This window comes from Campylobacter sp. CFSAN093241 (genome assembly GCF_012889595.1).
In the GTDB taxonomy this organism is placed as follows: domain Bacteria; phylum Campylobacterota; class Campylobacteria; order Campylobacterales; family Campylobacteraceae; genus Campylobacter_D; species Campylobacter_D jejuni.
The window spans coordinates 1,340,879-1,364,828 of sequence record NZ_CP040612.1 but is presented as its reverse complement, the minus strand read 5'-3'; the positions used below and the strand labels follow the sequence as shown (position 1 = coordinate 1,364,828).

At 31.3% G+C, this 23,950-nt stretch carries 23 protein-coding genes and 1 pseudogene; 14 read left to right on the top strand and 10 right to left on the bottom strand.

Annotation, left to right across the window (positions count from 1 at the left end; translation table 11 throughout):
* From FBE96_RS06935 to FBE96_RS06905, 7 genes are all read left to right on the top strand, one after another.
* The gene (locus tag FBE96_RS06935; RefSeq protein ID WP_002871991.1) at window positions 1-762 is read left to right on the top strand and encodes a CTP:phosphoglutamine cytidylyltransferase; all 762 of its coding nucleotides are present in this window, start codon (window positions 1-3) and stop codon (window positions 760-762) included.
* Window positions 752-1,264 carry a cytidine diphosphoramidate kinase gene (locus FBE96_RS06930; protein WP_002871990.1) on the top strand — a complete coding sequence of 171 codons (513 nt, stop codon included), beginning with the start codon at window positions 752-754 and terminating at the stop codon, window positions 1,262-1,264. Before FBE96_RS06935 ends, FBE96_RS06930 begins: the two co-directional genes overlap by 11 nt.
* Entirely contained in the window at window positions 1,261-3,330 is a 2,070-nt protein-coding gene (locus tag FBE96_RS06925) for a capsular polysaccharide biosynthesis protein (RefSeq protein WP_002906645.1), read from the top strand. Before FBE96_RS06930 ends, FBE96_RS06925 begins: the two co-directional genes overlap by 4 nt.
* Window positions 3,327-4,511: a capsule polysaccharide modification protein KpsS gene (gene kpsS / locus FBE96_RS06920; protein WP_002871988.1), complete on the top strand. Its 1,185-nt coding sequence runs from the start codon at window positions 3,327-3,329 to the stop codon at window positions 4,509-4,511. Before FBE96_RS06925 ends, kpsS begins: the two co-directional genes overlap by 4 nt.
* Window positions 4,512-4,582: 71 nt before the next feature.
* Window positions 4,583-5,704, top strand: a complete 1,122-nt coding sequence (locus FBE96_RS06915) for a hypothetical protein (protein WP_002871987.1) — start codon at window positions 4,583-4,585, stop codon at window positions 5,702-5,704.
* Entirely contained in the window at window positions 5,701-7,062 is a 1,362-nt protein-coding gene (locus FBE96_RS06910; RefSeq protein WP_002868489.1) for a cytochrome P450, read from the top strand. Before FBE96_RS06915 ends, FBE96_RS06910 begins: the two co-directional genes overlap by 4 nt.
* A complete protein-coding gene (locus FBE96_RS06905) occupies window positions 7,059-7,478 on the top strand; it encodes a hypothetical protein (RefSeq protein ID WP_002780440.1) in 420 nt (139 codons plus the stop codon). The genes FBE96_RS06910 and FBE96_RS06905 overlap by 4 nt, the downstream gene beginning before the upstream one ends.
* Here the strand turns inward: FBE96_RS06905 and acpS are convergent, their stop codons facing one another.
* Together acpS and fliL are read right to left on the bottom strand one after the other, a co-directional pair.
* Window positions 7,479-7,826 carry a holo-ACP synthase gene (gene acpS, locus FBE96_RS06900; RefSeq protein ID WP_002825806.1) on the bottom strand — a complete coding sequence of 116 codons (348 nt, stop codon included), beginning with the start codon at window positions 7,824-7,826 and terminating at the stop codon, window positions 7,479-7,481.
* Window positions 7,826-8,362 (bottom strand): flagellar basal body-associated protein FliL, encoded by a 537-nt coding sequence (gene fliL, locus FBE96_RS06895; protein WP_002868488.1) that lies wholly within the window; start codon window positions 8,360-8,362, stop codon window positions 7,826-7,828. Before fliL ends, acpS begins: the two co-directional genes overlap by 1 nt.
* Window positions 8,363-8,464: 102 nt before the next feature.
* On the opposite strand from fliL, the pseudogene pgmL reads away from it, so the two are divergent.
* Together pgmL and FBE96_RS06885 are read left to right on the top strand one after the other, a co-directional pair.
* Window positions 8,465-9,854: pseudogene (gene pgmL / locus FBE96_RS06890) on the top strand (phosphoglucosamine mutase PgmL).
* 46 nt (window positions 9,855-9,900) lie between these two features.
* Complete coding sequence (locus FBE96_RS06885; RefSeq protein ID WP_002868486.1) at window positions 9,901-10,278, top strand: DUF1090 domain-containing protein; 378 nt, start codon at window positions 9,901-9,903, stop codon at window positions 10,276-10,278.
* Window positions 10,279-10,310: 32 nt separating this feature from the next.
* Here the strand turns inward: FBE96_RS06885 and rsfS are convergent, their stop codons facing one another.
* Together rsfS and nadD are read right to left on the bottom strand one after the other, a co-directional pair.
* Window positions 10,311-10,637, bottom strand: coding sequence for a ribosome silencing factor (gene rsfS / locus FBE96_RS06880; RefSeq protein ID WP_145599615.1), 327 nt, complete (start codon window positions 10,635-10,637; stop codon window positions 10,311-10,313).
* Window positions 10,638-10,664: 27 nt separating this feature from the next.
* Window positions 10,665-11,210, bottom strand: coding sequence for a nicotinate (nicotinamide) nucleotide adenylyltransferase (gene nadD, locus FBE96_RS06875; protein WP_002868485.1), 546 nt, complete (start codon window positions 11,208-11,210; stop codon window positions 10,665-10,667).
* A 59-nt stretch (window positions 11,211-11,269) separates the two neighbouring features.
* Between nadD and gap the strand changes: the two genes are divergently transcribed.
* The 5 genes from gap to FBE96_RS06850 are packed head-to-tail and all read left to right on the top strand — an operon-like array spanning window position 11,270 to window position 16,466.
* Window positions 11,270-12,268 carry a type I glyceraldehyde-3-phosphate dehydrogenase gene (gene gap / locus FBE96_RS06870; protein ID WP_002780453.1) on the top strand — a complete coding sequence of 333 codons (999 nt, stop codon included), beginning with the start codon at window positions 11,270-11,272 and terminating at the stop codon, window positions 12,266-12,268.
* A 2-nt stretch (window positions 12,269-12,270) separates the two neighbouring features.
* Window positions 12,271-13,473: a phosphoglycerate kinase gene (locus tag FBE96_RS06865; RefSeq protein ID WP_002871986.1), complete on the top strand. Its 1,203-nt coding sequence runs from the start codon at window positions 12,271-12,273 to the stop codon at window positions 13,471-13,473.
* Window positions 13,470-14,141: a triose-phosphate isomerase gene (locus FBE96_RS06860; protein ID WP_002871985.1), complete on the top strand. Its 672-nt coding sequence runs from the start codon at window positions 13,470-13,472 to the stop codon at window positions 14,139-14,141. Before FBE96_RS06865 ends, FBE96_RS06860 begins: the two co-directional genes overlap by 4 nt.
* A 3-nt stretch (window positions 14,142-14,144) precedes the next feature.
* On the top strand, window positions 14,145-14,969 hold the full coding sequence (fabI, locus tag FBE96_RS06855; protein ID WP_002780456.1) for an enoyl-ACP reductase FabI: 825 nt from the start codon (window positions 14,145-14,147) through the stop codon (window positions 14,967-14,969).
* A gap of 3 nt (window positions 14,970-14,972) precedes the next feature.
* Complete coding sequence (locus FBE96_RS06850; RefSeq protein WP_002871984.1) at window positions 14,973-16,466, top strand: hydrogenase small subunit; 1,494 nt, start codon at window positions 14,973-14,975, stop codon at window positions 16,464-16,466.
* Here the strand turns inward: FBE96_RS06850 and feoB are convergent.
* The 6 genes from feoB to dcuC all read right to left on the bottom strand — a co-directional run bounded on the left by feoB (window position 16,463) and on the right by dcuC (window position 23,948).
* A complete protein-coding gene (gene feoB, locus FBE96_RS06845; RefSeq protein ID WP_002896851.1) occupies window positions 16,463-18,304 on the bottom strand; it encodes a ferrous iron transport protein B in 1,842 nt (613 codons plus the stop codon). The genes FBE96_RS06850 and feoB overlap by 4 nt on opposite strands.
* On the bottom strand, window positions 18,301-18,525 hold the full coding sequence (locus tag FBE96_RS06840) for a ferrous iron transport protein A (protein WP_002779147.1): 225 nt from the start codon (window positions 18,523-18,525) through the stop codon (window positions 18,301-18,303). Before FBE96_RS06840 ends, feoB begins: the two co-directional genes overlap by 4 nt.
* 81 nt (window positions 18,526-18,606) lie before the next feature.
* Complete coding sequence (locus FBE96_RS06835; protein ID WP_002829456.1) at window positions 18,607-19,947, bottom strand: MmgE/PrpD family protein; 1,341 nt, start codon at window positions 19,945-19,947, stop codon at window positions 18,607-18,609.
* 8 nt (window positions 19,948-19,955) lie between these two features.
* Window positions 19,956-21,323, bottom strand: coding sequence for an adenylosuccinate lyase (purB, locus tag FBE96_RS06830; protein WP_002892895.1), 1,368 nt, complete (start codon window positions 21,321-21,323; stop codon window positions 19,956-19,958).
* 9 nt (window positions 21,324-21,332) lie between these two features.
* Window positions 21,333-22,496, bottom strand: coding sequence for a PLP-dependent aspartate aminotransferase family protein (locus FBE96_RS06825; protein WP_002896852.1), 1,164 nt, complete (start codon window positions 22,494-22,496; stop codon window positions 21,333-21,335).
* 12 nt (window positions 22,497-22,508) lie between these two features.
* Window positions 22,509-23,948, bottom strand: coding sequence for a C4-dicarboxylate transporter DcuC (dcuC, locus tag FBE96_RS06820; protein ID WP_002871980.1), 1,440 nt, complete (start codon window positions 23,946-23,948; stop codon window positions 22,509-22,511).
* Between the last annotated feature and the right edge of the window lie 2 nt (window positions 23,949-23,950).

Genomic DNA, 23,950 nt, shown 5'->3' with positions numbered 1-23,950 from the left:
ATGAATGCAATTATCTTAGCAGCAGGTTTTGGATCAAGGCTGATGCCTTTAACAAAAGATCAACCAAAGTGTATGGTTGAGTATAAGAATAAAAAAATCATAGATTATGAAATCGAAGCTTTAAAATCAGCAGGTATAAATGAAATAGCTGTTGTGGGTGGATATTTAAACGAAGTGCTAAAAAATTATCTTAATAAATATGATATCGAGCATTTTTTTATTAATTCAAAATATGATAAAACCAATATGGTTCATACTTTTTTTTGCGCTAAAGATTTTATATTAAAATGCATAGAAGAAAAACAAGATTTGATTATTTCTTATGCGGATATTGTTTATTCTCAAGATTGCGTGCAAAAGCTTATAAATGCCAAAGAAGAACTTGCTATAGTAGTTGATAAGTCTTGGCGTAAGCTTTGGAGCAAACGCTTTGCAAATCCTTTAGAAGATGCTGAAACATTAAAGATGACAAATGGTTATATTATAGAACTTGGAAAAAAAGCTAATGCCTATGATGAGATAGAAGCTCAATATATAGGACTTTTTAAATTTTCTTATCAATTTCTTTCCGAAGTTATTGCTTTTTATGAAATGCTTGATCGAGATATTTTATATGATAATAAAAATTTTGAAAATATGTACATGACAAGTTTTTTGCAAGCTTTAATTGAAAAATACAACAACGCAAAAGCAGTGGAAATTGATGGCAATTGGTGTGAAATTGATTTTATGAGTGATTTAGAGGTGCAAATTGATAAATAGTCCTTATATTATTTGGCTTACTGGTTTAGCTGGAAGTGGAAAAACAACTATAGGTCAAGCTTTGTATGAGAAATTAAAACTAAAATATAAAAACCTTATTTATCTCGATGGAGATGAGTTAAGAGAAATATTAGGACATTATGCATACGATAGACAAGGTCGCATAGATATGGCTTTGAAAAGAGCTAAATTTGCAAAATTTTTAAACGATCAAGGTATGATGGTTATTGTCACTACGATTTCAATGTTTAATGAGATTTATGATTACAATAGAAAGCAATTAAAAAATTATTATGAAATTTATATAGAATGCGATATGCATGAATTAATACAAAGAGATCAAAAAGGGCTTTATACTAAGGCTTTAAATAAAGAAATTAATAATGTAGTTGGTGTTGATATAGAATTTGATAAACCAGAGGCTGATTTAGTGATCAATAATTCTTGTCGAAATAATTTAGAAGAAAAAGTTGAACTTATAATAAAGAAATTGGCATTGTGAAGCATTACTCAATATCAAAAAAACTTATTGCTAATGTTAGAAATTTTTACACCATTTCTTTGTATAAGAAAAAATCAAAAATAAATAAAGATGATCTTTTCCTTGGCTGGGGACGCAAAAAATCAGGTTTAAAAGCTATAAATTTAGCTAAAAAATATAAGGCTAAATTCATACTTTTAGAAGATGGATTTATCCGCTCATTAAATTTAGGGGTTGAAAATAGCCCAAGTTTTTCTATGGTTAAAGATGATATAGGCATTTATTATGATGCAACAGCACCTTCAAAGCTTGAAAATCTTTTAAATACTTATGAATTTAAAGATGAAGAAATCAAGCAAGCTAAAAAAGTTATAGAGCTTATCAAAAAATATAAAATTAGCAAGTATAATAACAATCTCGATATTCCAGATGATTATTTTCAAAAAGATGAAAAACGCGTTTTAATCATCACTCAAACGGCAAATGATGCCTCGCTTGAATTTGGGCTCGCTAAAGATTTTAAAACCGTCGATATGATAAAAGATGCTATAAAAGAAAATCCTGATTCTAAAATTTATATAAAAATCCATCCTGACGTTTTAAGCGGTAAAAAACAAAGTGATTTAGATATAAATTCCTTACCTAAAGAATGTATTTTAATCACTGAAAATTTTAATCCCATAGCCTTGCTTGAGTTTTTTGATAAGGTTTATACCAAAACTTCTGGTATGGGTTTTGAAGCTTTGATGCAAGGATGTGAGTGTGTTTGTTATGGCATGCCTTTTTATGCAGGTTGGGGTCTAACAAAAGATAAATTAGAGTGTAAAAGAAGGATGCAAAAAAGAAGTTTAGAAGAAGTTTTCTATGCTGCTTATATACTTTATAGCGAGTATTTTAATCCTTATTTAAATCAAAAAAGTAATATTTTTGATACTATTCAAACTTTAGCAAAATATAAAGATATAGAAAAGGCAAATTCTAACAGGCTTTTTATGTTAGGTTTTACCTTATGGAAAAGGTATTTTATCAGGCCTTTTTTTAAGGCCAAAGATAATAAAATTATTTTTTTAAATTCTTTAAAATCTTTAGCTAGATATAAACTTAAAGAAAATGATAAATTTTTCATTTGGGGTAAAAGGATAGATTATAACGCTCTTAAAACTACTCTTATAAAAAAAGCGCAAGATGAGAATTTGCTCCATTTTATTCCTAAAATTTCTTTAGTTGAAGATGGTTTTATCCGCTCAATTTCGCTAGGTTCTGATTTAACAAGACCTTTTTCTTTAAACGTTGATGATAAAGGACTTTACATAGATCCAAATAAAGCAAGTAAATTAGAAGAGCTTTTGCAAAACGAAATTTTTGATGAAAATATGCTAAATAGGGCAAAAAATATTATAAAAATCTTACTTGAGAACCGCTTTTCAAAATACAATGGCTTAAAGCATGAAAATTTAAAGATCAATGCCAAAATAGGACAAAAGATTATTTTAATCCCTGCTCAAGTTGAAGATGATGTTTCGATGATTTTAGGGGGTTTTGGCTTATCTACTCTTGATTTGCTTAAGGAGGTGCGTGCTAAAAATCAAGATGCTTATATCATCTTTAAACCCCATCCTGATGTGTTAAGCGGCAACCGTGTAGGTTTAAAAGATGAAACACTCATCTTGGAATTTTGTGATGAGATTGTAAAAGATTGCAGTATTGATAGCGCTATAAAAATTGCTGATGAAATTCACACTATTACTTCTACAAGTGGTTTTGATGCTCTTTTAAGAGCTAAAAAAGTTTTTACTTATGGTATGCCTTTTTATGCGGGCTGGGGTTTAACAAAAGATAAATATAGATGTGAAAGAAGAACAAGAAAACTAAGCCTAGAAGAGCTTGTAGCAGGTGCTTTGATCATATATCCAAGATATATAAATCCTAAAACAAAAACTTTATGTGAAATTGAAGTTTGTTTAGATATAATGCTAAATTTACAAAAAGCTTATTTTTCAAAAAAATATATAAAATTGGCAATAGATTTTAAAACTTTTATGCTTAGAAAAATAAGAAGATTTTATGAATTTTTAGCAAAGAAATGAGATTTAGCACTAAAATTAAAAAAGAATTTAGCGGTAAAAATGTTTTACTCTTGCAAGGGCCTGTGGGAAATTTTTTTCATCATCTTGCAGTGAAAATGAGAAAAAACCAAACCAAAGTTTTTAAACTCAATTTTAACGGCGGAGATTTTTTTTTCTATCCTAGCGGAACGAGGTGTAAGTGTGATGAAAAAGATCTTGAAAATTTCTATAGAGATTTTTTTCAAAATAAAAAAATCGATGCTATTTTAATGTATAATGATTGTCGCATTATACATGCTAAGGCTATTAAAGTGGCTAAAGAATTAGGAATTGAAATATGGATTTTTGAAGAAGGATATTTAAGGCCTTATTGTATTACTTTGGAAAAAGATGGGGTGAATGCAAATTCTTCTTTACCGCGTGATAAAAATTTTTATCTTTCTCAAAATATTTTTACCAAAGAAAGCATAAAAGAAATTCCAGGTGGATTTAAATTTATGGCTTTTGATGCTTTTTTGTATTGGTTGTTTGCTTTTATTTTGGCTCCATTTTTTAACAACAAACTTCATCATCGCACTTTATATCCTTTTGAATTTTTATTTTGGTTTAGATCATTGTATAGAAAGTATCTTTATAAGATTACAGAAAAAAAACTAAATGAAAAGATTTATAATTTAGAAAAAAAGTACTTTTTGGCGATTTTACAAGTTTATAGTGATACGCAAATTAAATATCATTACAAAAAAAGCATAGAGCACTTTATAGAGGAAACCATACTTTCTTTTGCAAACCATGCAAGAGCTAAATCTTATCTAGTTTTTAAACACCATCCCATGGATAGGGGCTATAAGAATTATTCTAAACTCATAAATGATTTAAGTCAAAAATATCATGTAGAAGGAAGGGTTTTATATGTTCATGATACCCACTTGCCAGTTCTTTTAAGAAAGGCTTTGGGTTGTATTACTATAAATTCAACAGTAGGCCTTAGTGCTATTTTAGAAGGCTGTCCGACTAAGGTTTGTGGCAATGCTTTTTATGATTTTGAAGGCTTATCTTATCCAAAAAAACTTCAATTTTTTTGGCGTGAAGCTCATGCTTATAAACCCAATCCTGTTTTAGTATGTAATTTTAAAAAATATCTTTTACAAACTAATCAATTCAACGGCAATTTTTATAAAAATTTCTTTTTAGACAAATAAGACTAAAAAACTTTGATTAAGAGAGCTTTTAAAGCAAAGTTGTTATAATTAAAAGTAAAAAGAAATATTTTATGGATAGGGAAGTATTTTATATAGCAGGATATGATCCTAAAAGTTATAGATTTTATTATGATTTATTTAAAAAAAACCTAAAAGATTATTCTCATGCTTTTAACATTAAAGCTGATTTAAGTAAAATTGAAAAAAATGAACAATTTCCTTTTTTTCAAATTTCTTGCGAAGGAGTGCAAACTAAATATCATTTTTTAACATGGAATGATATTGTTAAGAAAAATTGGTCAGAAAATTATAAAGATGCTTTGGCAGATTGTTATAGTTTTTTTAGAATTTATACTATCACAGGGCTTTTTATCAAATTTGGCAAAGAGTCGATTTATCAACTTATCACAGGTTATTATCCTTTTTTTTATGTGTTATTTTCTTTACTATTTTCTTTGGTTTTGGCTTTTGAAAGTTTTGCTTTTTTGCAAAATTATATGCATTTTTCTTTAGCTATCATCATAGGATGTTTTTTAGGATTTTTACTAAATCATTTTTTATTTAAATTAGGTAAGAAATTAGCTGTATTTTGGATAGCAAGAATTTGTGCTTTTTGTGCTACTTGGCAAGATAAAAAAACAGGCACTATGCAAGAAAGAATCAAGCTTTTTGCGAATACCATAGTAGATAAGCTAAAACAAAATGAAAATAAACAAGATTATGAACTTGTTTTAGTAGCACATAGTGTTGGAACTATAGTTTGTATAGAAGTTTTGGAGTGTATTTTAAGACAAAATTTAGATTTATCTTTACTTCATAAGTTAAAAATTCTTACTCTAGGAGAATGCATTCCTTTAGTGAGTTATCAAAAAAAAGCGGATGAATTTAGAAAGAAGCTTGAATTTGTTTCAAGGTTTGATTTAAAATGGTATGATTACACATCGATTATTGATGGAGCATGTTTTCCTCAAGTGGATTTTTTCCGCACGAGTGGCGTAAATGCTAAATTTACACCCCCATTTTTAAGTGCTAAATTTCACACTTTATATGAAAAACATGAGTATAAAAAAATAAAAAGAGATAAAAACAAAGCGCACTTTTTATATCTTTATAGTATTAGTGTTAAAGGTGATTATGATTTTTTTTCTTTCATCATAATGCCTAAATTTTTAGAAGAAAAGGTAAAAATATGAGTGAATGCCCCTTTTTTCCAAAACCTTATAAAAATAAAGCTTCTACGCTTTTAACTTTTTTGTTAAAGCGTAGATCTTGGCTTGACGGGCTTTATGAGCGTAGTTATAAAATGCAAACAGGCTATGTGAAGATGCCAAATTTTGATCTTTATGTCATAAATGACACTAAAGAAGTTAAAAGAATGATGGTTGATGAGGTTAGAGAATTTCCTAAAAGTGCATTTTTACATGAGCTTTTAAGTCCGCTTTTAGGGGAGAGTATTTTTACTACAAATGGTGAAGTTTGGAAAAAACAAAGAGAGCTTTTGCGTCCAAGTTTTGAAATGACTCGTATCAATAAAGTGTTTAATCTTATGAGTGAAGCTGTGGCAGATATGATGGATCGTTTTAGCAAGTATCCAAATCATGCTGTTATCGAAGTAGATGAAGCTATGACTTTTATTACCGCTGATGTGATTTTTCGCACCATTATGTCTTCAAAACTCGATGAGGAAAAAGGTAAAAAAATCTTAAACGCATTTGTGACTTTTCAAGAGCAAAGCGTGCATACAGCCATGCGTCGTATGTTTTGTTTTCCAAAATGGCTTTCTTATGTGTTAGGAGATCGTAAGCGTGCTAAAGCCGGAGATGTGATCAGACAGGTTTTAAGTGATATCATAAAACCAAGATATGATATGGCAGATAATGCAGAATTTGAAGATATTTTAGGATCTTTGCTTTTAGTAGTGGATGCTGATACAAATAAGCGTTTTTCTTTTGAGGAAATTTTAGATCAAGTGGCTATGCTTTTTTTAGCAGGACATGAAACCACAGCAAGTTCTTTGACATGGACGCTTTATTTGCTCAGTCTTTATCCTAAGGAGCAAGAAAAAGCTTACGAGGAGATTACTCAGGTTTTACAGGGTGGAGCCATTGAAATTTCGCATCTAAGACAGTTTAAATACTTAACAAATATTTTTAAAGAATCTTTAAGACTTTATCCTCCTGTTGGTTTTTTTGCAAGAGAGGCAAAAAAAGATACCCAAGTTAGAGATAAGCTTATTAAAAAAGGTTCTGGGGTGGTGATTGCTCCTTGGCTGATACACAGACATGAAGAATTTTGGACAAATCCGCATGGATTTAATCCTTCTCGTTTTGAAGGAGAGTACAAAAAAGATGCTTATTTGCCTTTTGGGGTAGGGGAAAGAATTTGTATAGGACAAGGTTTTGCTATGCAAGAAGCGATTTTGATTTTGGCTAATATTTTAAAAACTTACAAACTAGAACTTGAAGAAGGTTTTGTACCTGATGTAGTAGGGCGTTTAACAGTGCGTTCGGCTAATGGTATGAGGATAAAATTTAGCAAAAGAAAGCTATGAAAAGAGTTAGAACTAAAATTCGCGCCAATTTTCGTCGTCGTGTAAAACGCACCTTAAAAGGAAGCTTAAAAGAAAAATTAGCAGGGACTATTCTGCTTTGTGCAATAGTACCTTTAGCAGTTTTAGGATATCTTTTTATCGTGATTATAGGAATTTTTTTTAATACCGCACGAGCAAGACAGGGTGTTAGAGCCTTAGATCATTTTGTAAATGCAAGCTTGTTTAATGGCTATGCTTGGGAGAGCGTTTCTTCTCATGCGTGGCGTGAAAGAAATCGCAAAAAATGGGCAAGGATTGTTATAAAAATCACAGATTTTTTTCAAAAAGATCATTGTAAAAGAGCAAACAAAAGAGAACAACCTGTGGTGGATTTCATACTTTCAAGAAATTTAGACAAGCAAACTATAGGAAAATAATCAAACTATAGCCACTATGGCTATAGCAAAACCATTATCATGAGAAATACTTAGGGAAGTTTGAGTGATATTAAAATCTTTTGTAATTTTTTGAGAATATTTTAATTTAGGCGCGTTTTTTTCATCTTTTGATATTTCAATATCAAAAAAACTGCATAATTCACAAATTCCAACACCCAAAGCCTTGCTAGCGGCTTCTTTAGCAGCCCAAAGACCTGCTAGAGTTGCTGGATTTTTAATGAGTATTTGTTCTTTTGGGCTTAGAAATTTATCCAAAAAATTTTTGCCATGTCTAGAATGAATTTTTTCTATTCTAGAAATGGCGATGATATCACAGCCTACACGCATTAAGAAACTACAAAATCCGTAAAATAAACATTTTTAATAAAGCCATCGGTTAAAATTTCATTGATTTTTCCAACTAGCTCATCTTTTAAACGTTCTTTGCCTTTTTGTGTACTTACTTCTTCAAAGGTTTTAGCTGTTAATGTACGAATAATAATATCACGAATCACTGGGACTTTTTTATCAAGTTCAGGTTTTAAAAGTTCGCTATTTTGTTCTAGTTCTATAGTGCATTTTACATATCTTGAGCCGCTATCGCTAAGTAAATTTAGGGTAAAAGGATCAAGTGGATACATAGGACCTATATTAGCAAAATCACTACCTCGCTGAGTAGGAGCTGAAACTTTAGGTTTATCAGTTTTTGCCTCTTCTTTTGGGGCTTCTTTGACTTCACTTTCATCACTTGAACTGCTTGAAATAAGCCAAGCAATTACTCCCATAATACTAAGAAGTAAAACAAAAAGTAAAATAACAATAATAATTACAAGTGAACCGCCTTTTTTCTTTTTCGTTTCTTCGTTTTCTAATTCTTCATCCATAAATTTTCCTTCATTTAGTGAAATTAATGTAAAATTGTAGCAAAAATTTCTTTTCTATCCAAATTTGCTTTAGAAAAACGATAAATTTAGGTTAAAGAAGAGATGAATTTGAAGGAAAAAAATGTTAGATGTGATTTTTAGAGAATATGATATAAGAGGACTTTATGGCAAAGAACTGAATGAAAAAAGCGTTAAAGCTATAGGTTTTTGCTTGGGACAAACCATGCTAAATAAAGGCTGTAAAAATGTAAGTGTGGGCTATGATGCAAGATATAGTGCAAATGAACTTTTTAATTATCTAGTGAGTGGACTTAACAAAGCGGGAATAAAAATCTGTGATATAGGGCTTGCGCCAACTCCATTGGGGTATTTTAGTCTTTATGAGGGCTTGAAATTTGATGCAAATGTTATGATAACAGGCTCTCATAACCCAAAAGATTATAATGGTTTTAAAATCACTATCAATAAAGAAAGTTTTTTTGGCGTAGAGTTAAAAGAGTTTTCAAAAGAAGTTTATAAGCATTTAGATGATGATATTGAAGAAAATTTAGAAGTAGAAAAATACGATATTTTAAACCTTTATGTGAAATTTATGTGCGAGCAATTTAGCTTTTTAAAGGATTTTAATTATAAATTTGGCGTTGATTGCACAAATGGTGCGGCTGGAGTAGTGATAGAGCCTTTAATTAAAGCTTTAAATTTAAAAGCTCATGTAATGTTTGCAGAGCCTGATGGACAGTTTCCAAACCATGCTCCAGATCCTACAGAAGAAGAAAACTTAAGTGCGATTAGAGAATTTTTAAATCAAAATCAAGATTATTCTTTAGCTTTTGCTTTTGATGGGGATGCTGATAGAATGGTTGCTTTGAGTAAAACTCATGTATTTTGTGGGGATGAGCTTTGTTATTTGTTTGCTAAAGATATCCCTAATCCACGCATTTTAGGTGAGGTAAAATGTTCTAAAAATCTTTTTGATGAAGTGGCTAAATTTGGAACTATTTTTATGGGAAAAACAGGACATTCTAATATCAAAAAAATGATGAAAGAAAAAGATATTGATTTAGCTGCTGAAGTGAGTGGGCATATTTTCTTTAAACATAGATATTTTGGTTATGATGATGGAATTTATGCATTTTTAAGAGCCTTGGAGCTTGTTTATAAAGGTTTTGATCTAGAAAGTATGATTAAAGCTTTACCAAAACTTTATACTACACCTGAAATTAAAATTCCTGTAAATGAAGAAGAAAAATTCAAACTTGTGGAAGAATTTCAAAAAGAGATTGAAAAAGGAGCTTTAAAAGGTGTTAAAAGTCTTTGTGAAATTGATGGAGCTAGGATAGATTTTGGCGATGGATGGGCTTTACTTCGTGCATCTAATACCAGCCCTTATCTTATCACACGCTTTGAGGCAACATCTTTAGAAAGAGCAAAAGAGCTTGAAAGTATGGTATTTACTTTGTTTAATGATATAAAAGCTAGATTTAAGAATTGATGAGATAATATTCCGCGATTTAATTTATTTTAAAAAGGAATTAAAAATGAAAAAAATACTTATTCTACTTACACTATGTGCTTTTGCTTTTGGTGCAAGTGAATGTGATAGAAAAATCGATCGTATCAATAAAGAAATCAGTTTTTCTAAAGCACATAATGACACAGCTAGAACTTTAAGTTTAGAACTTGCTTTAAAGCAAGTGCAAAATGATTGTACTAAAGATCCTATGTTTTATGATAAAAAACTAGAAGCTAAAAAACTTAAAGAACAAGAAGTGGAAAAAATCGAAAAAGAACTCGATGCTTTACATGATCAAAAAGACTATATGAGCAAGGTTGAGTATAAGGCTAAGAAAAAAGCTTTAAAAGAGCAAAAAGAGAAAATTAAAAAAGAGATTGAAGAATATATCGATAATCTCTAAAAATTAAAAAGGCTAATTAAATTTTAGCCTTTTTAAACCCTGCCTTTTTTAAGGTTTTCTAGTAATTCTTCTATATTATAAATTCCTCTGTGTTCTGGTGTTAAAAGATGGATTAAAATATCGCCAAGATCAATCACGCTCCATTCTTCGCTACTATCTATGTTTAAAAATTCCTCACCTTTGGCTTTAAGTTGTGTTTTAAGCTCATCGATCAAGGATAGAGTGTGTCTTTCTCCTAAAGTAGCTGCAATAATGACATATTTTACAAAGTATTCTTGCTCGCTCATGTCAATGGTTTTGATATTTTCAGCTTTTTTTTCATCTAAAATTTTAACGATTAAATCTATTCTTTCTTGCATTATTGTCCTTTAATTTTTGAAATTGTATCAATTTTTTTGTAATTTTTCATAATATTTTTTTACTTCATCTTTAATTTCTTCACAAACCTCATTTGTATTTAAAGTGTCGCGTATGAAAGAAGAAGCGATTTTTTTATTGGTTTTTAAATCTTTGAAATTCTTAGGAATTCCTATATCATTGCGATTGGCAATAACAAATTCTATTAAAGAATTGAGTTTTTCAAAATCATGCCAAAGATGAAGTTTTTCTAAATGATCTGCGCCAATTAAAAGATAAAATTTACTAGGATTATAAAGCTTATAAAGATACTTAACACTTTCTATGCTAGGAACAGGGCGTTTTTGCCTGATTTCAAAATCGCAAATTTCAACTTTTGGTAAATGTCCCCAAAGTTTTTTAACCCATAAAAATCTTTGCTTTTCATCAGCACTAAAACTTTGTTTAAAAGGATTGATATAAGTAGGCATAATAATAAGTTTATCAATATCTAATTTTTCCAAAGCCTCTAAAACAACGCTATTGTGTCCATTATGTGGTGGATCAAAACTGCCACCAAAAAGTGCTATCTTCATTAAAATTTTAACCTTTTTTTTGTAGAATATTAACATTATATTTTGCAAAAGGAAATTAAATGGCTGTAAAAGTTGCTATAAATGGTTTTGGACGCATAGGCAGATGTGTTGCAAGAATCATCTTAGAAAGAAATGATATTGAGCTTGTGGCGATAAATGATACTACGGATATTGAACTTACAAAATACCTTTTTAAATACGATACAGTACATGGTGAATTTAAAGGCAGTGTTGATAGTGAAGGCGATGATTTAGTGGTAAATGGTAAAAAAATCAAAGTATTTAAAAGTCGCAATGTAAAAGATCTTGACTTTGCAAAACACGGCGCACAAATTGTTTTAGAGTGTACAGGAGCGCATTTAACTATGGCAAAATGTCAAGAATTTATAGATATGGGAGTGCAAAAAGTGATCATGAGTGCTCCTGCAAAAGATGATACACCTACTTATGTTTTAGGAGTAAATTCAGAACTTTACAAGGGTGAAAGCATTATTTCTAATGCAAGTTGTACAACAAATTGTTTAGGTCCTGTTTGTCGTGTTTTACAAGATAATTTTGGTATAGAAAAAGGACTTATGACAACAATACATGCTTATACAAATGGACAAAGTATTATTGATGCTAAGGCCAAAGATAAACGCCGTTCTCGTGCTGCAGCGCAAAATATCATTCCAACTTCTACAGGCGCAGCAAAAGCTATGAAACTTGTTATGCCTGAACTTAATGGCAAGCTTCACGGACAAAGTATGCGTGTGCCAGTGATTGATGTATCAAGCGTGGATTTAACTGCGCAGCTAAGCCGTAAAGTCAGCAAAGATGAAATCAATGAAGCTTTTAGAAAAGCTGCAGCTACAAATTTAAAAGGCATTTTAATGGTGGATGATGATGAAAGAGTTTCAAGCGATTTTATCACTTGTTCTTATGGAGCTATTGTAGCAAGTGATTTAACTCAAGTGATTGCGGATGATTTTATCAAGGTGATTGCTTGGTATGATAATGAATGGGGTTATTCAAGTCGTCTAGTAGATATGGCAGTATATATTGCAAATAAGGCTTAATCATGAGTGATATTATTTCTATAAAAGACATTGATTTAGCTAAGAAAAAAGTTTTTATAAGATGTGATTTTAATGTTCCTCAAGATGATTTTTTAAATATCACTGATGATAGACGCATAAGATCAGCTATTCCTACGATAAGATATTGTTTGGATAATGGATGTAGTGTGATTTTAGCCTCTCATTTAGGGCGTCCAAAAGAAATTAGCTCCAAGTATTCTTTAGAACCTGTTGCTAAGCGTCTTGCTAGACTTTTAGATAAAGAAATTGTTATGGCAAAAGATGTTATCGGCGAAGATGCAAAAACCAAAGCTATGAATTTAAAAGTGGGTGAAATTTTACTTCTTGAAAATTTGCGTTTTGAAAAAGGCGAAACTAAAAATGATGAAAATTTAGCCAAAGAACTTGCTTCTATGGTTCAAGTTTATATCAATGATGCTTTTGGAGTATGCCATAGAGCACATTCTAGCGTGGAGGCTATTACTAAATTTTTTGATGAAAAACACAAAGGTGCAGGATTTTTACTCCAAAAAGAAATTGATTTTGCAAGCAATCTTATCAAACATCCAGCACGTCCTTTTGTCGCTGTTGTTGGAGGTTCAAAGGTAAGTGGAAAACTTCAAGCATTGACAAATTTATTACCAAAGGTAGATAAATTAATCATAGGCGGAGGTATGGCATTTACTTTTTTAAAAGCCTTAGGTTATGATATAGGAAATTCACTTTTAGAAGAAGAACTTTTAGAAGAAGCTAATAAAATTCTTACTAAAGGTAAAAATTTAGGAGTGAAAATTTATCTTCCAGTAGACGTTGTAGCCGCTCCTGCGTGCTCACAAGATGTGCCGATGAAATTTGTTCCAGCACAAGAAATTCCAAATGGTTGGATGGGTTTAGATATAGGACCTGCAAGTGTGAGACTTTTTAAAGAGGTGATTTCTGATGCGCAAACGATTTGGTGGAATGGACCTATGGGGGTTTTTGAAATTGATAAATTTTCAAAAGGTAGCATTAAAATGAGTCATTATATTAGTGAAGGGCATGCAACTTCTGTTGTTGGAGGCGGTGATACAGCTGATGTGGTTGCGCGCGCAGGTGATGCAGATGAGATGACTTTTATTTCTACTGGAGGTGGCGCTTCTCTTGAACTTATAGAGGGTAAAGAACTTCCAGGTGTAAAAGCTTTAAGATCTAAGGAAAATGAATGATCTTTGCTGCAAATTTAAAATGCAATCACACAAGAGCAAGTTTTAAAATTTATGCTGAAATTTTAAATAAAACTATAGGGGTAAAATGCGATGATATTATCGTTTTCCCACCTAGTGTAGCATTTTTAGAAAAAGAAAATAACTTCATACAAGGAGCCCAAAATTTTTATCCTTGTGTTAATGGTGCTTTTACAGGCGAGCTTGGAAAAGAACATTTGGACGAATTTGGGATCAAATGCGTTTTAATCGGGCATTCTGAAAGAAGAGCTTTAGGAGATGAAGAATTTATTAAGGCTAAATTTGATTTTGCTAAAGAGCATGGTTATAAAATTGTTTTTTGTATAGGTGAAAATTTAGATACAAAAAATTCAGGCAAGACTTTAGAGTTTTTAAAAAAACAACTTGAAATTATTGATTTAAATTATGAAAAACTCATTATCGCTTATGAGCCTATTTATTCTATAGGAACGGGAGTGAGTGCACAAAGTACAGATATCGCTAAAGTGCTTGAATTTTTAGCGAGTTTAACCAAGGCACCTTTGCTTTATGGTGGAAGTGTGAATGAAAATAATATCAAAGAAATTTTAAGTGTAAATCATTGTGGTGGAGTTTTGATAGGCTCTGCAGCTTTAAAAGTAGAAAATTTTATAAAATTAATCAAAGGATAAAAGATGATTATGAAGGGTAAAAAAGGCCTTATTGTAGGGGTTGCAAATAATAAATCTATCGCTTATGGCATAGCAAAAGCATGTTTTGATCAAGGAGCCGAGCTTGCTTTTACTTTTTTAAATGATGCTTTAAAAAAACGTGTAGAACCTATAGCACAAGAGTTTAATTCTAATTTTGTTTATGAGCTTGATGTAAATAATAACGAGCATTTAGATTCTATCGCTGAAAAAATCAAAAAAGATTTAGGTGAGATTGATTTTGTAGTACATGCGGTTGCTTTTGCTCCAAAAGAAGCTTTAGAAAATTCTTTTTTAGAAACTTCAAAAGAAGCTTTTGATATAGCTATGCAAACTTCTGTGTATTCTTTACTTTCTTTAACACGTGCGGTTTTACCTATTTTAAAAGATAAGGGTTCGATTTTGACTTTAAGTTATCTTGGTGGGGTTAAATATGTACCTCATTATAATGTTATGGGTGTAGCAAAAGCCGCACTTGAAAGTTCTGTGCGTTATTTAGCAAGAGATCTAGGAGTAAAAGGAATTCGTGTTAATGCTATTTCAGCAGGTCCTATTAAAACTTTGGCAGCAAGTGGAATAGGGGATTTTAGAATGATTTTAAAATACAATGAAATCAATTCTCCTTTAAAACGCAATGTTAGTATAGAAGATGTAGGCAATTCGGCTATGTATTTACTTAGCGATTTAGCAAATGGTGTTACAGGTGAAATACATTATGTTGATGCAGGATATAACATCATGGGTATGGGCGATGTTGAAAAAAATGAAGAAGGGCAAACTGTTCTTTGTTGGGATAATCAAAAAGGATAAAAAATGGCAAAGCTTAGCAATGAAGAATTAAAAAATATACTTGAAGATCGCATTAAAAAACTTGAGAATTCTACTTTAAAAGAGGATAAGGTTATCAATGAAGAAAGTGTAAAAATTCTTGCTAGGCATTTATCTTTAGGCAATGAAATTCCAGCTCTTGCTCAAAGATTTTTTCAAATCGCACCTAAAACAAAGTTAGTATGGCTTCATCTTTGTGAATGTACAGGGTGTAGCGAGAGTTTGTTGCGTTCTGAGTTGCCAAGTTTTGATGAGCTTATTTTTGATTTTTTTTCTTTAGAATATCATGAAACTTTAATGGCGGCAAATGGCACTAAGGCTGAAGAGCTTTTAGAGTATGTTTTAGAAGAAGATTTTATTTTAGCGGTTGAAGGTGGTGTTGCAGCCATTGATACCTTTTTTCTTACTATAGGAGCGCAAGGAGAGAGTGGCTATGAAATTTTAGAAAAACTAGCCGCTAAAGCCAAGGCTATCTTTGCAGTGGGTACTTGTTCAAGTTATGGTGGTATTCAGGCTGCTTATCCAAATCCTAGTAAAACTTGTGGTATTAGCGAAGTTTTAAGTCAGAAAGTAGTAAATATTCCAGGTTGTCCTCCAAGTGATATAAATATCATTGCGACTTTAAGTTTTTTTGCTTTATTTGGAGTTTTGCCTGAACTTGATGAGCAAAATCGTCCTGTGTGGGCTTATGGTAAATGTTTGCATGATATGTGTGAAAGAAAGGCGAAATTTGAAAGTGGGATTTTTGCTGAACATTTTGACGATGAGGCTGCAAAGAATGGGGCTTGTTTATTTAAGATAGGTTGTAAAGGACCTTATACTTACAACAACTGTCCTAAAGTGAAATTCAATGCTAAAACTTCTTGGCCAGTGGCTGCAGGACATGGTTGTATAGCCTGTAGTGAGAAAAATTTTTGGGATGAGTTTGGGAATTATGAAAAGCCTATGGCAAATATTTTTTCTTACGCTAAACTTTGTAATGAAGAGTTAAAACAAGAATTTTTTATAGAAGAGCAAATTAAAATTTTAGAACAAATAGATTTTGAATTTGAAAGCAATATAAAACTTATTTTACAAAATATAGCTAAAAATAAATTAGGTGCTTTACTTGTAGAAAATTATAAAAAATCTTTTGAGAAAAACTATACTTTTATAGAACAAAATTTTGATGAAAATTCCATGCCTTCAAAAGATTTTTGGAAATATCTTGAGATAAGCTTTATTTTAGTTAAAGGCGAGTTTTTAAAAGATAAGAATGATTTTTTAATTGCGGCAAAAAATTATGCTTTTAAACATGTAAGTCCTTATGATTTTAAGTTAAATATGAACGTTGAAAAACCAAAGCTTGATGTGAATAAATCTTTTCGTATGACTTTAATCTATCTTTGTGGTGGGCTTGATTTTGAAGGTATTGCTTATAGTATTTTAAAAGCTTTTGAAGATAATATTGCTAAAATTTCATCATTAAAAGCAAGTTAATTTAATAAAATTTTAGCAATATGAAGCCCTATAAAAGCTACTATATAAGCACTTGTGCAGGTAAAAAGAAAGAGAAAGAGAGTGTATTTTAGCTTTCCACTTTCTTTTGAAAAAACTATAGTTGCTGCAAAGCAGGGATTATAAATCATTACAAATAAAATAAAAGCCACTGCACTTGGTATAGGTATGTTTTTAGCGATAATTCCTTTTAAATCATTATTTGTTTCATCTACATCTTTTCCTAGTGAATAAAGCACTCCCATAGTTGAAATCATCACTTCTTTAGCAGCCAAACCACTGATTAAAGATACGCTTAATTTCCAATCTAACTCAAGGGGTTTAAAAATAGGTTCTATGCTTTTGCCAAATTGTCCTAAATAACTTTGTTCTATAGCTCTTTCTTGAGCATTAAAATCATTTAAATTTTCTTCACTTTTTGGAAAATTACTAGCAAACCATATAAGCAAAGAGGCCAAAAGTATGAAAGTTCCTGCTTTTTTAAGATACATTTTGGCTTTATTATAAACCATAAACCAAACTAAATACCAATTTGGCATACGATATTTTGGCATTTCCATAACAAAAGGTTCATCAAGTCCACGAAATGCTGTCATTCTTAAAAATTTTGCAGCACAAAGTCCTAAAATCGCACCTAAAATATAAATTCCAAAAAGATAATTTCCTGCTTTTTCACTTGGAAAAAAAGCACCGATAAAAAGCACATATACAGGAAGTCTTGCCCCACAACTCATAAAATTGATCACAAAAAGAGTTAAAAGTCTATCTCTTTTGTTCTTAAGAGTGCGTGTAGCCATAAAAGCAGGTACTGAACAACCAAAACCAGTGATTAGTGGAATAAAACTTTTACCATGCAAACCAAATTTATGTAAAATCCCATCAAGTAAAAAAGCTACTCTTGACATATAGCCTGTGGTTTCTAAAAGAGCTATGCCTAAAAATAAAATCATTATATTAGGCAAAAAAAGTATCACAGCACCAACACCTGCGATAATCCCATCAGCCAAAGCTGAAGCGATAAAGGTATTAGAAATATTGTTTTTAACAAATTCACCTAAGGCATTAAAGCCCGATTCTATATAATCCATAGGAATTTGTCCTAAGCTAAAGGTGAGTTGAAATAAAAGCCACATTAAAAATAAAAATATAGGTAAGCCAAAGAATTTATGGATAAGTAAGGCATCGATTTTTTTGGTTAAATTTCTTTCTTCTTTTTTGTGCGTGATAATTTTTTTTGAAAGTTCATTAATAAAATATAATAAATCTTCTTTTTCTGGACTTTTTTCGCAAAGCGGAGTGTAAAATTGGGATCTTGGAATAAATTTACTTTCAAATAAAATAATAATTTTTTGCAGCAAAAGTTCTAAATTTTCTTTTGTTTTTGCTGAAATTTCAACAACTTGACTTTGAAATTCTTGGCTTAAAATAGAAGTGTCAAGCTCTATGCCTTCTTTTTTGGCTTCATCGCACATATTTAAAGCTAAAAGCATTTTTTTATTAAGGCTTAAAAGTTCTGCACTAAGGATAAGATTGCGTTCTAAATTGGTAGAATCTAAAACATTAACAATAACATCATAGTCATTTTGATTTAAAAAATGACGTGTGATTTTTTCTTCTTCGCTATATCCATCTAAAGAATAAGTTCCTGGTAAATCAATGACTTCAAATTCATAGTTTTTGTAAAAAGTTTTTGCACTTGCTTTTTCTATAGTAACTCCGCTAAAATTTCCTACTTTCATATTAGCTTTGCAAAGCGCATTAATAAGAAGACTTTTGCCTACATTAGGCTGACCTACAAGGGCTATTTTGATTTTTTTCATATAAGATTCACTTCTATGGTTTTAGCTTCATCAGATCTTAGGATAACACAACTTGTATCAAGTTCTACCATTATGGTGGCATTTTTTAAAGAGGAGTGAATTTTTTTCAAGTTTTTATTTTTAATAAATCCAAAGCTTAAAAGTCTATTTTTGAGTTCTTTGTGAGCGTTTAAATTGACAATAATAGCCTTTTGTCCATCTTTTAACTCGTTTAAAGTCATTGTAATTCCTAAATTAATAATAAATATTATAATAAAAAAGTGTAATGAAATTATCCTTCTTGTAAAAAGAAGGATAAATATTTAAAAAGAAAAGTGGTTTAAATTTTCTAGATTGATGATTTGATCTAGAATTTTGTTAGCTTTAGCATTATCAAGGTAAATTTGTGCATTGGCTAAAAATTTAGCTTTTAATTCTTCAAAACTTAGTGGATTATCAAAATTACCTTTATTGATAAAAACATCTTTTTGGATTATGCGTCCATCTTGCAAACTGGCTTCTAAATGCCCTGGAAAATATTTTGGAAAGCCTTGAGATTTCCTTTTTTCGTAACTGATTTTTTTAGCAAATTCTAGTACTTCTTTACGCTTTAAATTTTCATAAGATTCAAGAGTGATTTTACCATCAAAGAATCCTAGAGCCATTAAAAAAGGCATGGAAAATTTAGCTTCATAAGCACTATTTGGAGTGTATTTTGCTTCCAAAGGATCGCAGATAAAAGAAATAGGAACTTCATCTACAAAGCAATGAATACTTTTAATTTCATCAGCTTTTAAACCATCATTTTTTAAAGCAATAGCACAATCAATAAGCCCATGAGCAAAATGACAACTTGGATAAGGCTTGATTGAAACTTGCATGGTTTGCCAAATTTTACCTAAGGCTTTGCTAAGTTCTGTTTTATCGCATTCTTCTTCTATGCCAAAACATTTAAAGATATTGTCTCTACCTTCAAAAATACTCAAAGGCCCACTCATATTGTTTTTAGCAAAATGAGCCACCATAATGCCGTTTTTAATAGCATTAGCAATATGTAAAACTTTTGAATTAGATCCATTGGATAAAAACTCATTAACCCCACTTGCAAAACTTCCTGCAAGTCCTAAGGCATTGATGATTTGTTCTTTGTTAAGATCTAGCAAGATTGCACTTGCACTTACGCTTCCAAAAATTCCTGCAATAGCAGTAGTATGAAAACCACGCTTATGAAAAGTGCCTTTGCTTGCAATGCCTACTCTAGCTGCAATTTCCCAGCCTACTATAAAAGCTTTGATGATTTTTTTTGCATCTTTGTTAACATGAAAACCATAACTTAAACAAAGTGGAGTTAAAATCGCACTTGCATGCAAAATCGCTTCTGTATGCGTATCATCAAAATCTAACGCATGAGAAGCAATGCCATCTAGCATAGCTGCATATATAGGATCTAATTTTTGATCATTTACCCAAATAGGAGTATTTTTTTCTGTGCTTAAATTTTCAAAAGCTTTAAAAGCATTTAAAACACATTCTTCTTTGCTTGCTGCTATAGCTGTTCCAAGGCTATCAAGCATAAGCTCTTTAGCCCTTTGAACAACTGTATTAGGGATATTTTCATATTTAAGATTGAAAATAAAATCCGCTAAAATTTCACTATAGAACATGATTTTTCCTATTTTAAGATAGCGCTATTTTTGATTTTTGCTAAAAATTCATCTACAAGTTTTGGTGCATATCCTACATAGGTTGTTGCATCAAGTAAAGCATCAATTTCTTTTTCTTTCAATACCTTAGATACTCTTTTATCTGCAAGTAAAACTTCTTTAAAAGTTTTTTGTTTTTCTATACCTAGCATAGCATTTTCATAAACAATTTCATGGGCATGTTGTTTTCCATAATGATCGCTTAATGCAAACATAACACGCTCGGCTAAAACAAAACCATTAAGAGTATTTAAATTTTTAAGCATTTTATCTTTTTTTACTTCTAAATCACTAAGAGCGAATTTCATATTTGCTAAAACCACAGAAAGCATTAAAAACATTTCAGGTAAAAGCTTCCATTCCATTTTCCAAACTTGACCATCTCTTTCATGTTCATGTCTTTCAATATCGCTTAAAATGGCTAAATTTGCTTTAAAGGCATTGCTTACTGTAACCGCATTTTCGCTTACTGCAGGATTTCTTTTGTGTGGCATAGTGCTTGATCCTACTTGTCCTTTTCCAAAAGGTTCAGCAACTTCATCAATTTCATTATGCGAAAGGATTAAAATTTCATGAGCGATTTTGTTAAAGGTTGCGTTGATATTACCTAGTACAAAACCAAGCTCTATAAAGCGATCACGTGCGGGTTGCCAAGAAATATTAGGCACATCAAGTCCTAAATTTTCTAAAGTGAGTTTTTCTACTTCATTGCACTCATCACTTAAACTTGCTTTAGTTCCTACAGCACCTACTATACTACCTACATAAAGTCTTTTTTCAAGCTCAAGTATTCTTTCAAAATGACGCTCAAGTTCGCTTAACCAAATAGCCACTTTATGTCCAAAAGTAATAGGCAAAGCCTGAAGTGCTAAAGTTCTTCCCATCATAGCAGTGTTTTTATGGGTTTTAGCTAGTTTCGCTAAGGCTTTTGCGATAGCTTTTAATTCGCTTTTTACAAGAGTCATTGCTTCTTTAAATTGTAAAACCAGTCCTGTATCGATGATATCTTGAGTGGTTACTCCAAAATGTACATATTCGCCTAAATTATTATCGCAAGCTTTTTCTAATCCTCTTACAGTAGGAACTAAAGGGTGTTTAGTCTTTTTAAATTCAGCAAAGATAAAGTCCATATCCATAAATTTATAATGAGCTTTTTTTGCGATCTCATCAGCTGCTTTTTTAGGGATAATTTTAAGTTTTGCTTGTGCTTTTGCTAAAGCTGCTTCAACATCGAGCCATTTTTGTATGCGGTTTTGTTCGCAAAAAATAGCACGCATTTCCTGTGTGCTCCATGAGTCTGCTAGTAATCTATGATCAAATACGCTAATTCCTGTCATCTTATCTCCTTATTTTTTAATACTATCAAAAGCTTGTGTTAAATCAGCAATTAAATCTTTAGTATCTTCAAGACCTATATGAAATCTTACAAATGGTCCTCTTGCACTTAGGTCTGTTGCAGTTCTAGGTGGAGTAGTTACGGTGGCTAAGCTTTCATATCCACCCCAGCTAGCACCAATTGAAAAGTATTCTAGTTTATCTACAAATTTAATAGCATCATCTTTGCTATAACCTTCTGCAAATTCTATGGTAATCATACCATTTGCACCTTTATGATCACGCATGAAAATTTCATGATTTGGGTGGGATTTGAGTTTTGGATAGAAAATTGTTTTAATTTCTTTTCTACTTTGTAAAAACTCTACAATTTCATCAGCACTTTTTTCATGGGCTTTCATTCTTACATCTAGTGTTCTCATACCACGAAGTACTAAGTAAGCATCATCAGGACTTGTTGTAAAGCCTAAAGCTTCTGGAAGTTTGTCAAAATTTTTCCATTCTTTTTCGTTGATTACTACTATACCCATGGTTACATCAGAGTGTCCGCTAAGATATTTTGTAGCGGCGATAACTGAAATATCCACTCCAAGTTCTAAAGGATTTAGAAAATATCCACTAGAATAAGTATTGTCAATAGCTACAGGGATATTATGCGCATGGGCAATTTTGCAAAGTTTTGGTAAATCTATGATTTCATAAAGTATAGAACCTGGACTTTCACATAAGATAAGCTTGGTATTAGGTTTGATTTTTTCTTCTACATCACTTGCATCAGCTTTTAAAAAATCAATTTCAACTCCCATTTTGTCTAAAAATAATTCGCAAATCGTTCTTACAGGCCCATAAATTGCATCGGTGATTAAAAAATGTGCATCTTTGCTTGCATAGTTTAAAAGCACCATAGCTAATGCTGCAAGTCCTGTTGGGAAAAGTTGTGCTCTATAACCACCCTCTAGAGTGCAAATAAGTTTTTCAAGTTCAAAATTGGTTGTTGTTCCTCTAGCTCCATAACTTAAAACACGATCTGTTTTTCTTAATTCTCTGTATTTTTGCCAAGTTGCGTGATCTTTAAAAAGTATGGTTGATGCACGCATAAGTGTAGGATTAACTGATCTTACTTCAGCACCTTGATCGCCTCTGCCACAATGAATAAGTTTAGTTTTTGAGTTCATTTTTTCTCCTTTTTAAAGATAGATATAAGTCATAATAACATTTACAATAGCCGCTACAAGCATAGGAATAGCTGTTCTTTTAACCACGGCAAAAGGACTTACTTTTGTAATAGCTGAGATAGCTAAAATCGCTGGTGCAATAGGACTAACACATCTTCCAAAGCCTGTCATAATTTGAATTGGTGCTATTATGGTGATAGTTTCAACTCCAAAGTGTTTTGCTATATTTGGGATAAGTGGAGCAAAGCTAAAAAATGCCGCATTTCCTGAACCCATTAAGAAAGCACAAACCGCAAGCAAGATTGAAACGGCGATAATAATAGCCAAAACTCCAAATCCTGCATTTTTGCAAAATTCTATTAAAGTATCTACAAAACCTACAGATAAAAGACCACTTGCAAATACTTGACCACAAACGATGAGTGAAACTGTGATAACAAATAAATGTCCCATTCCTTTAAAGAAAATCATAATAGAATTAAGAGTTTCTACTATACTTTTATAGCGTATCATTTCAAAAATAATAGCCACAAAAGTTGAAATCACCATTGCTACTGGAACATTCATTTTAATTGCAGTGCTAGCAGCTGCTTTAACTTCTTCAGCACTACTTATTCCCATTAAAACCAAGATGCTATCAAGCACGGAACTAAATCCTAGGATTAAAACCAAAGGAATTATAGGTAAAATCGCATAAATTCTAGGAGGCTTTTTAAGTTCTTTTTCTTTACCTTCATTTTCATTTAGTTCTTTTTCAATTTCTTGTGCATTGAAGACAAAATTATCTTTTTTGTCAAAAAATTTATTGCAAAGATATATGGCAATACCTACAGCTATAATGATAGGCAAGGTTGTAGGGAGTTGATAATGAACAAAATAAATTGCAGGATCAACTTCAGCTACTTTTGATGCCATAATCACATTTCCACTTCCAGGTCCATGATCGATATATTGACAAATCGCAATCACACTTAAGGCAGAAAGTTTTGAAACACCAGAACGTACAAGTATAGGATACATAGTAACCATAAGTAAAAGTGCCAAGCCTGCGTGAGAAGGGATGAAAAGAACTAAAAATTGCACGATAAAATAAGCAACTATGAGTAAAACATAAGGAGATTTTACGGCTTTTAAAGGTTTTTCAAAAACTTTAAAAAGTGCATAAGAAGCCCCTACATGATCCATATAAGCAGAAAAACCTGCTATAGTCATAAGTGTAAGTCCAAGCCCTGCTAATGTACTTGACATGGTTTGATTGAAAACTTGAAAAATATCAAAAAAACCTAAATTTAAAGAACCTTTAGCGACAATGTGTGGAGAAAGTCCAAAAATAGCAGCTAAGGAAAGTAAAAGTAAACCACTTAAAAGTAATGCCATGTGAGCATTGATTTTTTTATAAAGCATAAAAACAAGTAAAAAAACACTAGATAAAGAAAAAACAATACCTAGCATGT

Bases quoted from the DNA above. Each gene is read 5' to 3' on its own strand.
- FBE96_RS06825 (WP_002896852.1), bottom strand. From the start codon at position 22,496: ATGAACTCAAAAACTAAACTTATTCATTGTGGCAGAGGCGATCAAGGT.
- fliL (WP_002868488.1), bottom strand. From the start codon at position 8,362: ATGGATGAAGAATTAGAAAACGAAGAAACGAAAAAGAAAAAAGGCGGT.
- FBE96_RS06850 (WP_002871984.1), top strand. From the start codon at position 14,973: ATGGCAAAGCTTAGCAATGAAGAATTAAAAAATATACTTGAAGATCGC.
- purB (WP_002892895.1), bottom strand. From the start codon at position 21,323: ATGACAGGAATTAGCGTATTTGATCATAGATTACTAGCAGACTCATGG.
- FBE96_RS06860 (WP_002871985.1), top strand. From the start codon at position 13,470: ATGATCTTTGCTGCAAATTTAAAATGCAATCACACAAGAGCAAGTTTT.
- fabI (WP_002780456.1), top strand. From the start codon at position 14,145: ATGATTATGAAGGGTAAAAAAGGCCTTATTGTAGGGGTTGCAAATAAT.
- dcuC (WP_002871980.1), bottom strand. From the start codon at position 23,948: ATGCTAGGTATTGTTTTTTCTTTATCTAGTGTTTTTTTACTTGTTTTT.
- rsfS (WP_145599615.1), bottom strand. From the start codon at position 10,637: ATGCAAGAAAGAATAGATTTAATCGTTAAAATTTTAGATGAAAAAAAA.
- acpS (WP_002825806.1), bottom strand. From the start codon at position 7,826: ATGCGTGTAGGCTGTGATATCATCGCCATTTCTAGAATAGAAAAAATT.
- FBE96_RS06885 (WP_002868486.1), top strand. From the start codon at position 9,901: ATGAAAAAAATACTTATTCTACTTACACTATGTGCTTTTGCTTTTGGT.
- FBE96_RS06915 (WP_002871987.1), top strand. From the start codon at position 4,583: ATGGATAGGGAAGTATTTTATATAGCAGGATATGATCCTAAAAGTTAT.
- FBE96_RS06935 (WP_002871991.1), top strand. From the start codon at position 1: ATGAATGCAATTATCTTAGCAGCAGGTTTTGGATCAAGGCTGATGCCT.
- FBE96_RS06865 (WP_002871986.1), top strand. From the start codon at position 12,271: ATGAGTGATATTATTTCTATAAAAGACATTGATTTAGCTAAGAAAAAA.
- FBE96_RS06835 (WP_002829456.1), bottom strand. From the start codon at position 19,947: ATGTTCTATAGTGAAATTTTAGCGGATTTTATTTTCAATCTTAAATAT.
- kpsS (WP_002871988.1), top strand. From the start codon at position 3,327: ATGAGATTTAGCACTAAAATTAAAAAAGAATTTAGCGGTAAAAATGTT.
- FBE96_RS06910 (WP_002868489.1), top strand. From the start codon at position 5,701: ATGAGTGAATGCCCCTTTTTTCCAAAACCTTATAAAAATAAAGCTTCT.
- gap (WP_002780453.1), top strand. From the start codon at position 11,270: ATGGCTGTAAAAGTTGCTATAAATGGTTTTGGACGCATAGGCAGATGT.
- feoB (WP_002896851.1), bottom strand. From the start codon at position 18,304: ATGAAAAAAATCAAAATAGCCCTTGTAGGTCAGCCTAATGTAGGCAAA.
- FBE96_RS06905 (WP_002780440.1), top strand. From the start codon at position 7,059: ATGAAAAGAGTTAGAACTAAAATTCGCGCCAATTTTCGTCGTCGTGTA.
- FBE96_RS06840 (WP_002779147.1), bottom strand. From the start codon at position 18,525: ATGACTTTAAACGAGTTAAAAGATGGACAAAAGGCTATTATTGTCAAT.
- nadD (WP_002868485.1), bottom strand. From the start codon at position 11,210: ATGAAGATAGCACTTTTTGGTGGCAGTTTTGATCCACCACATAATGGA.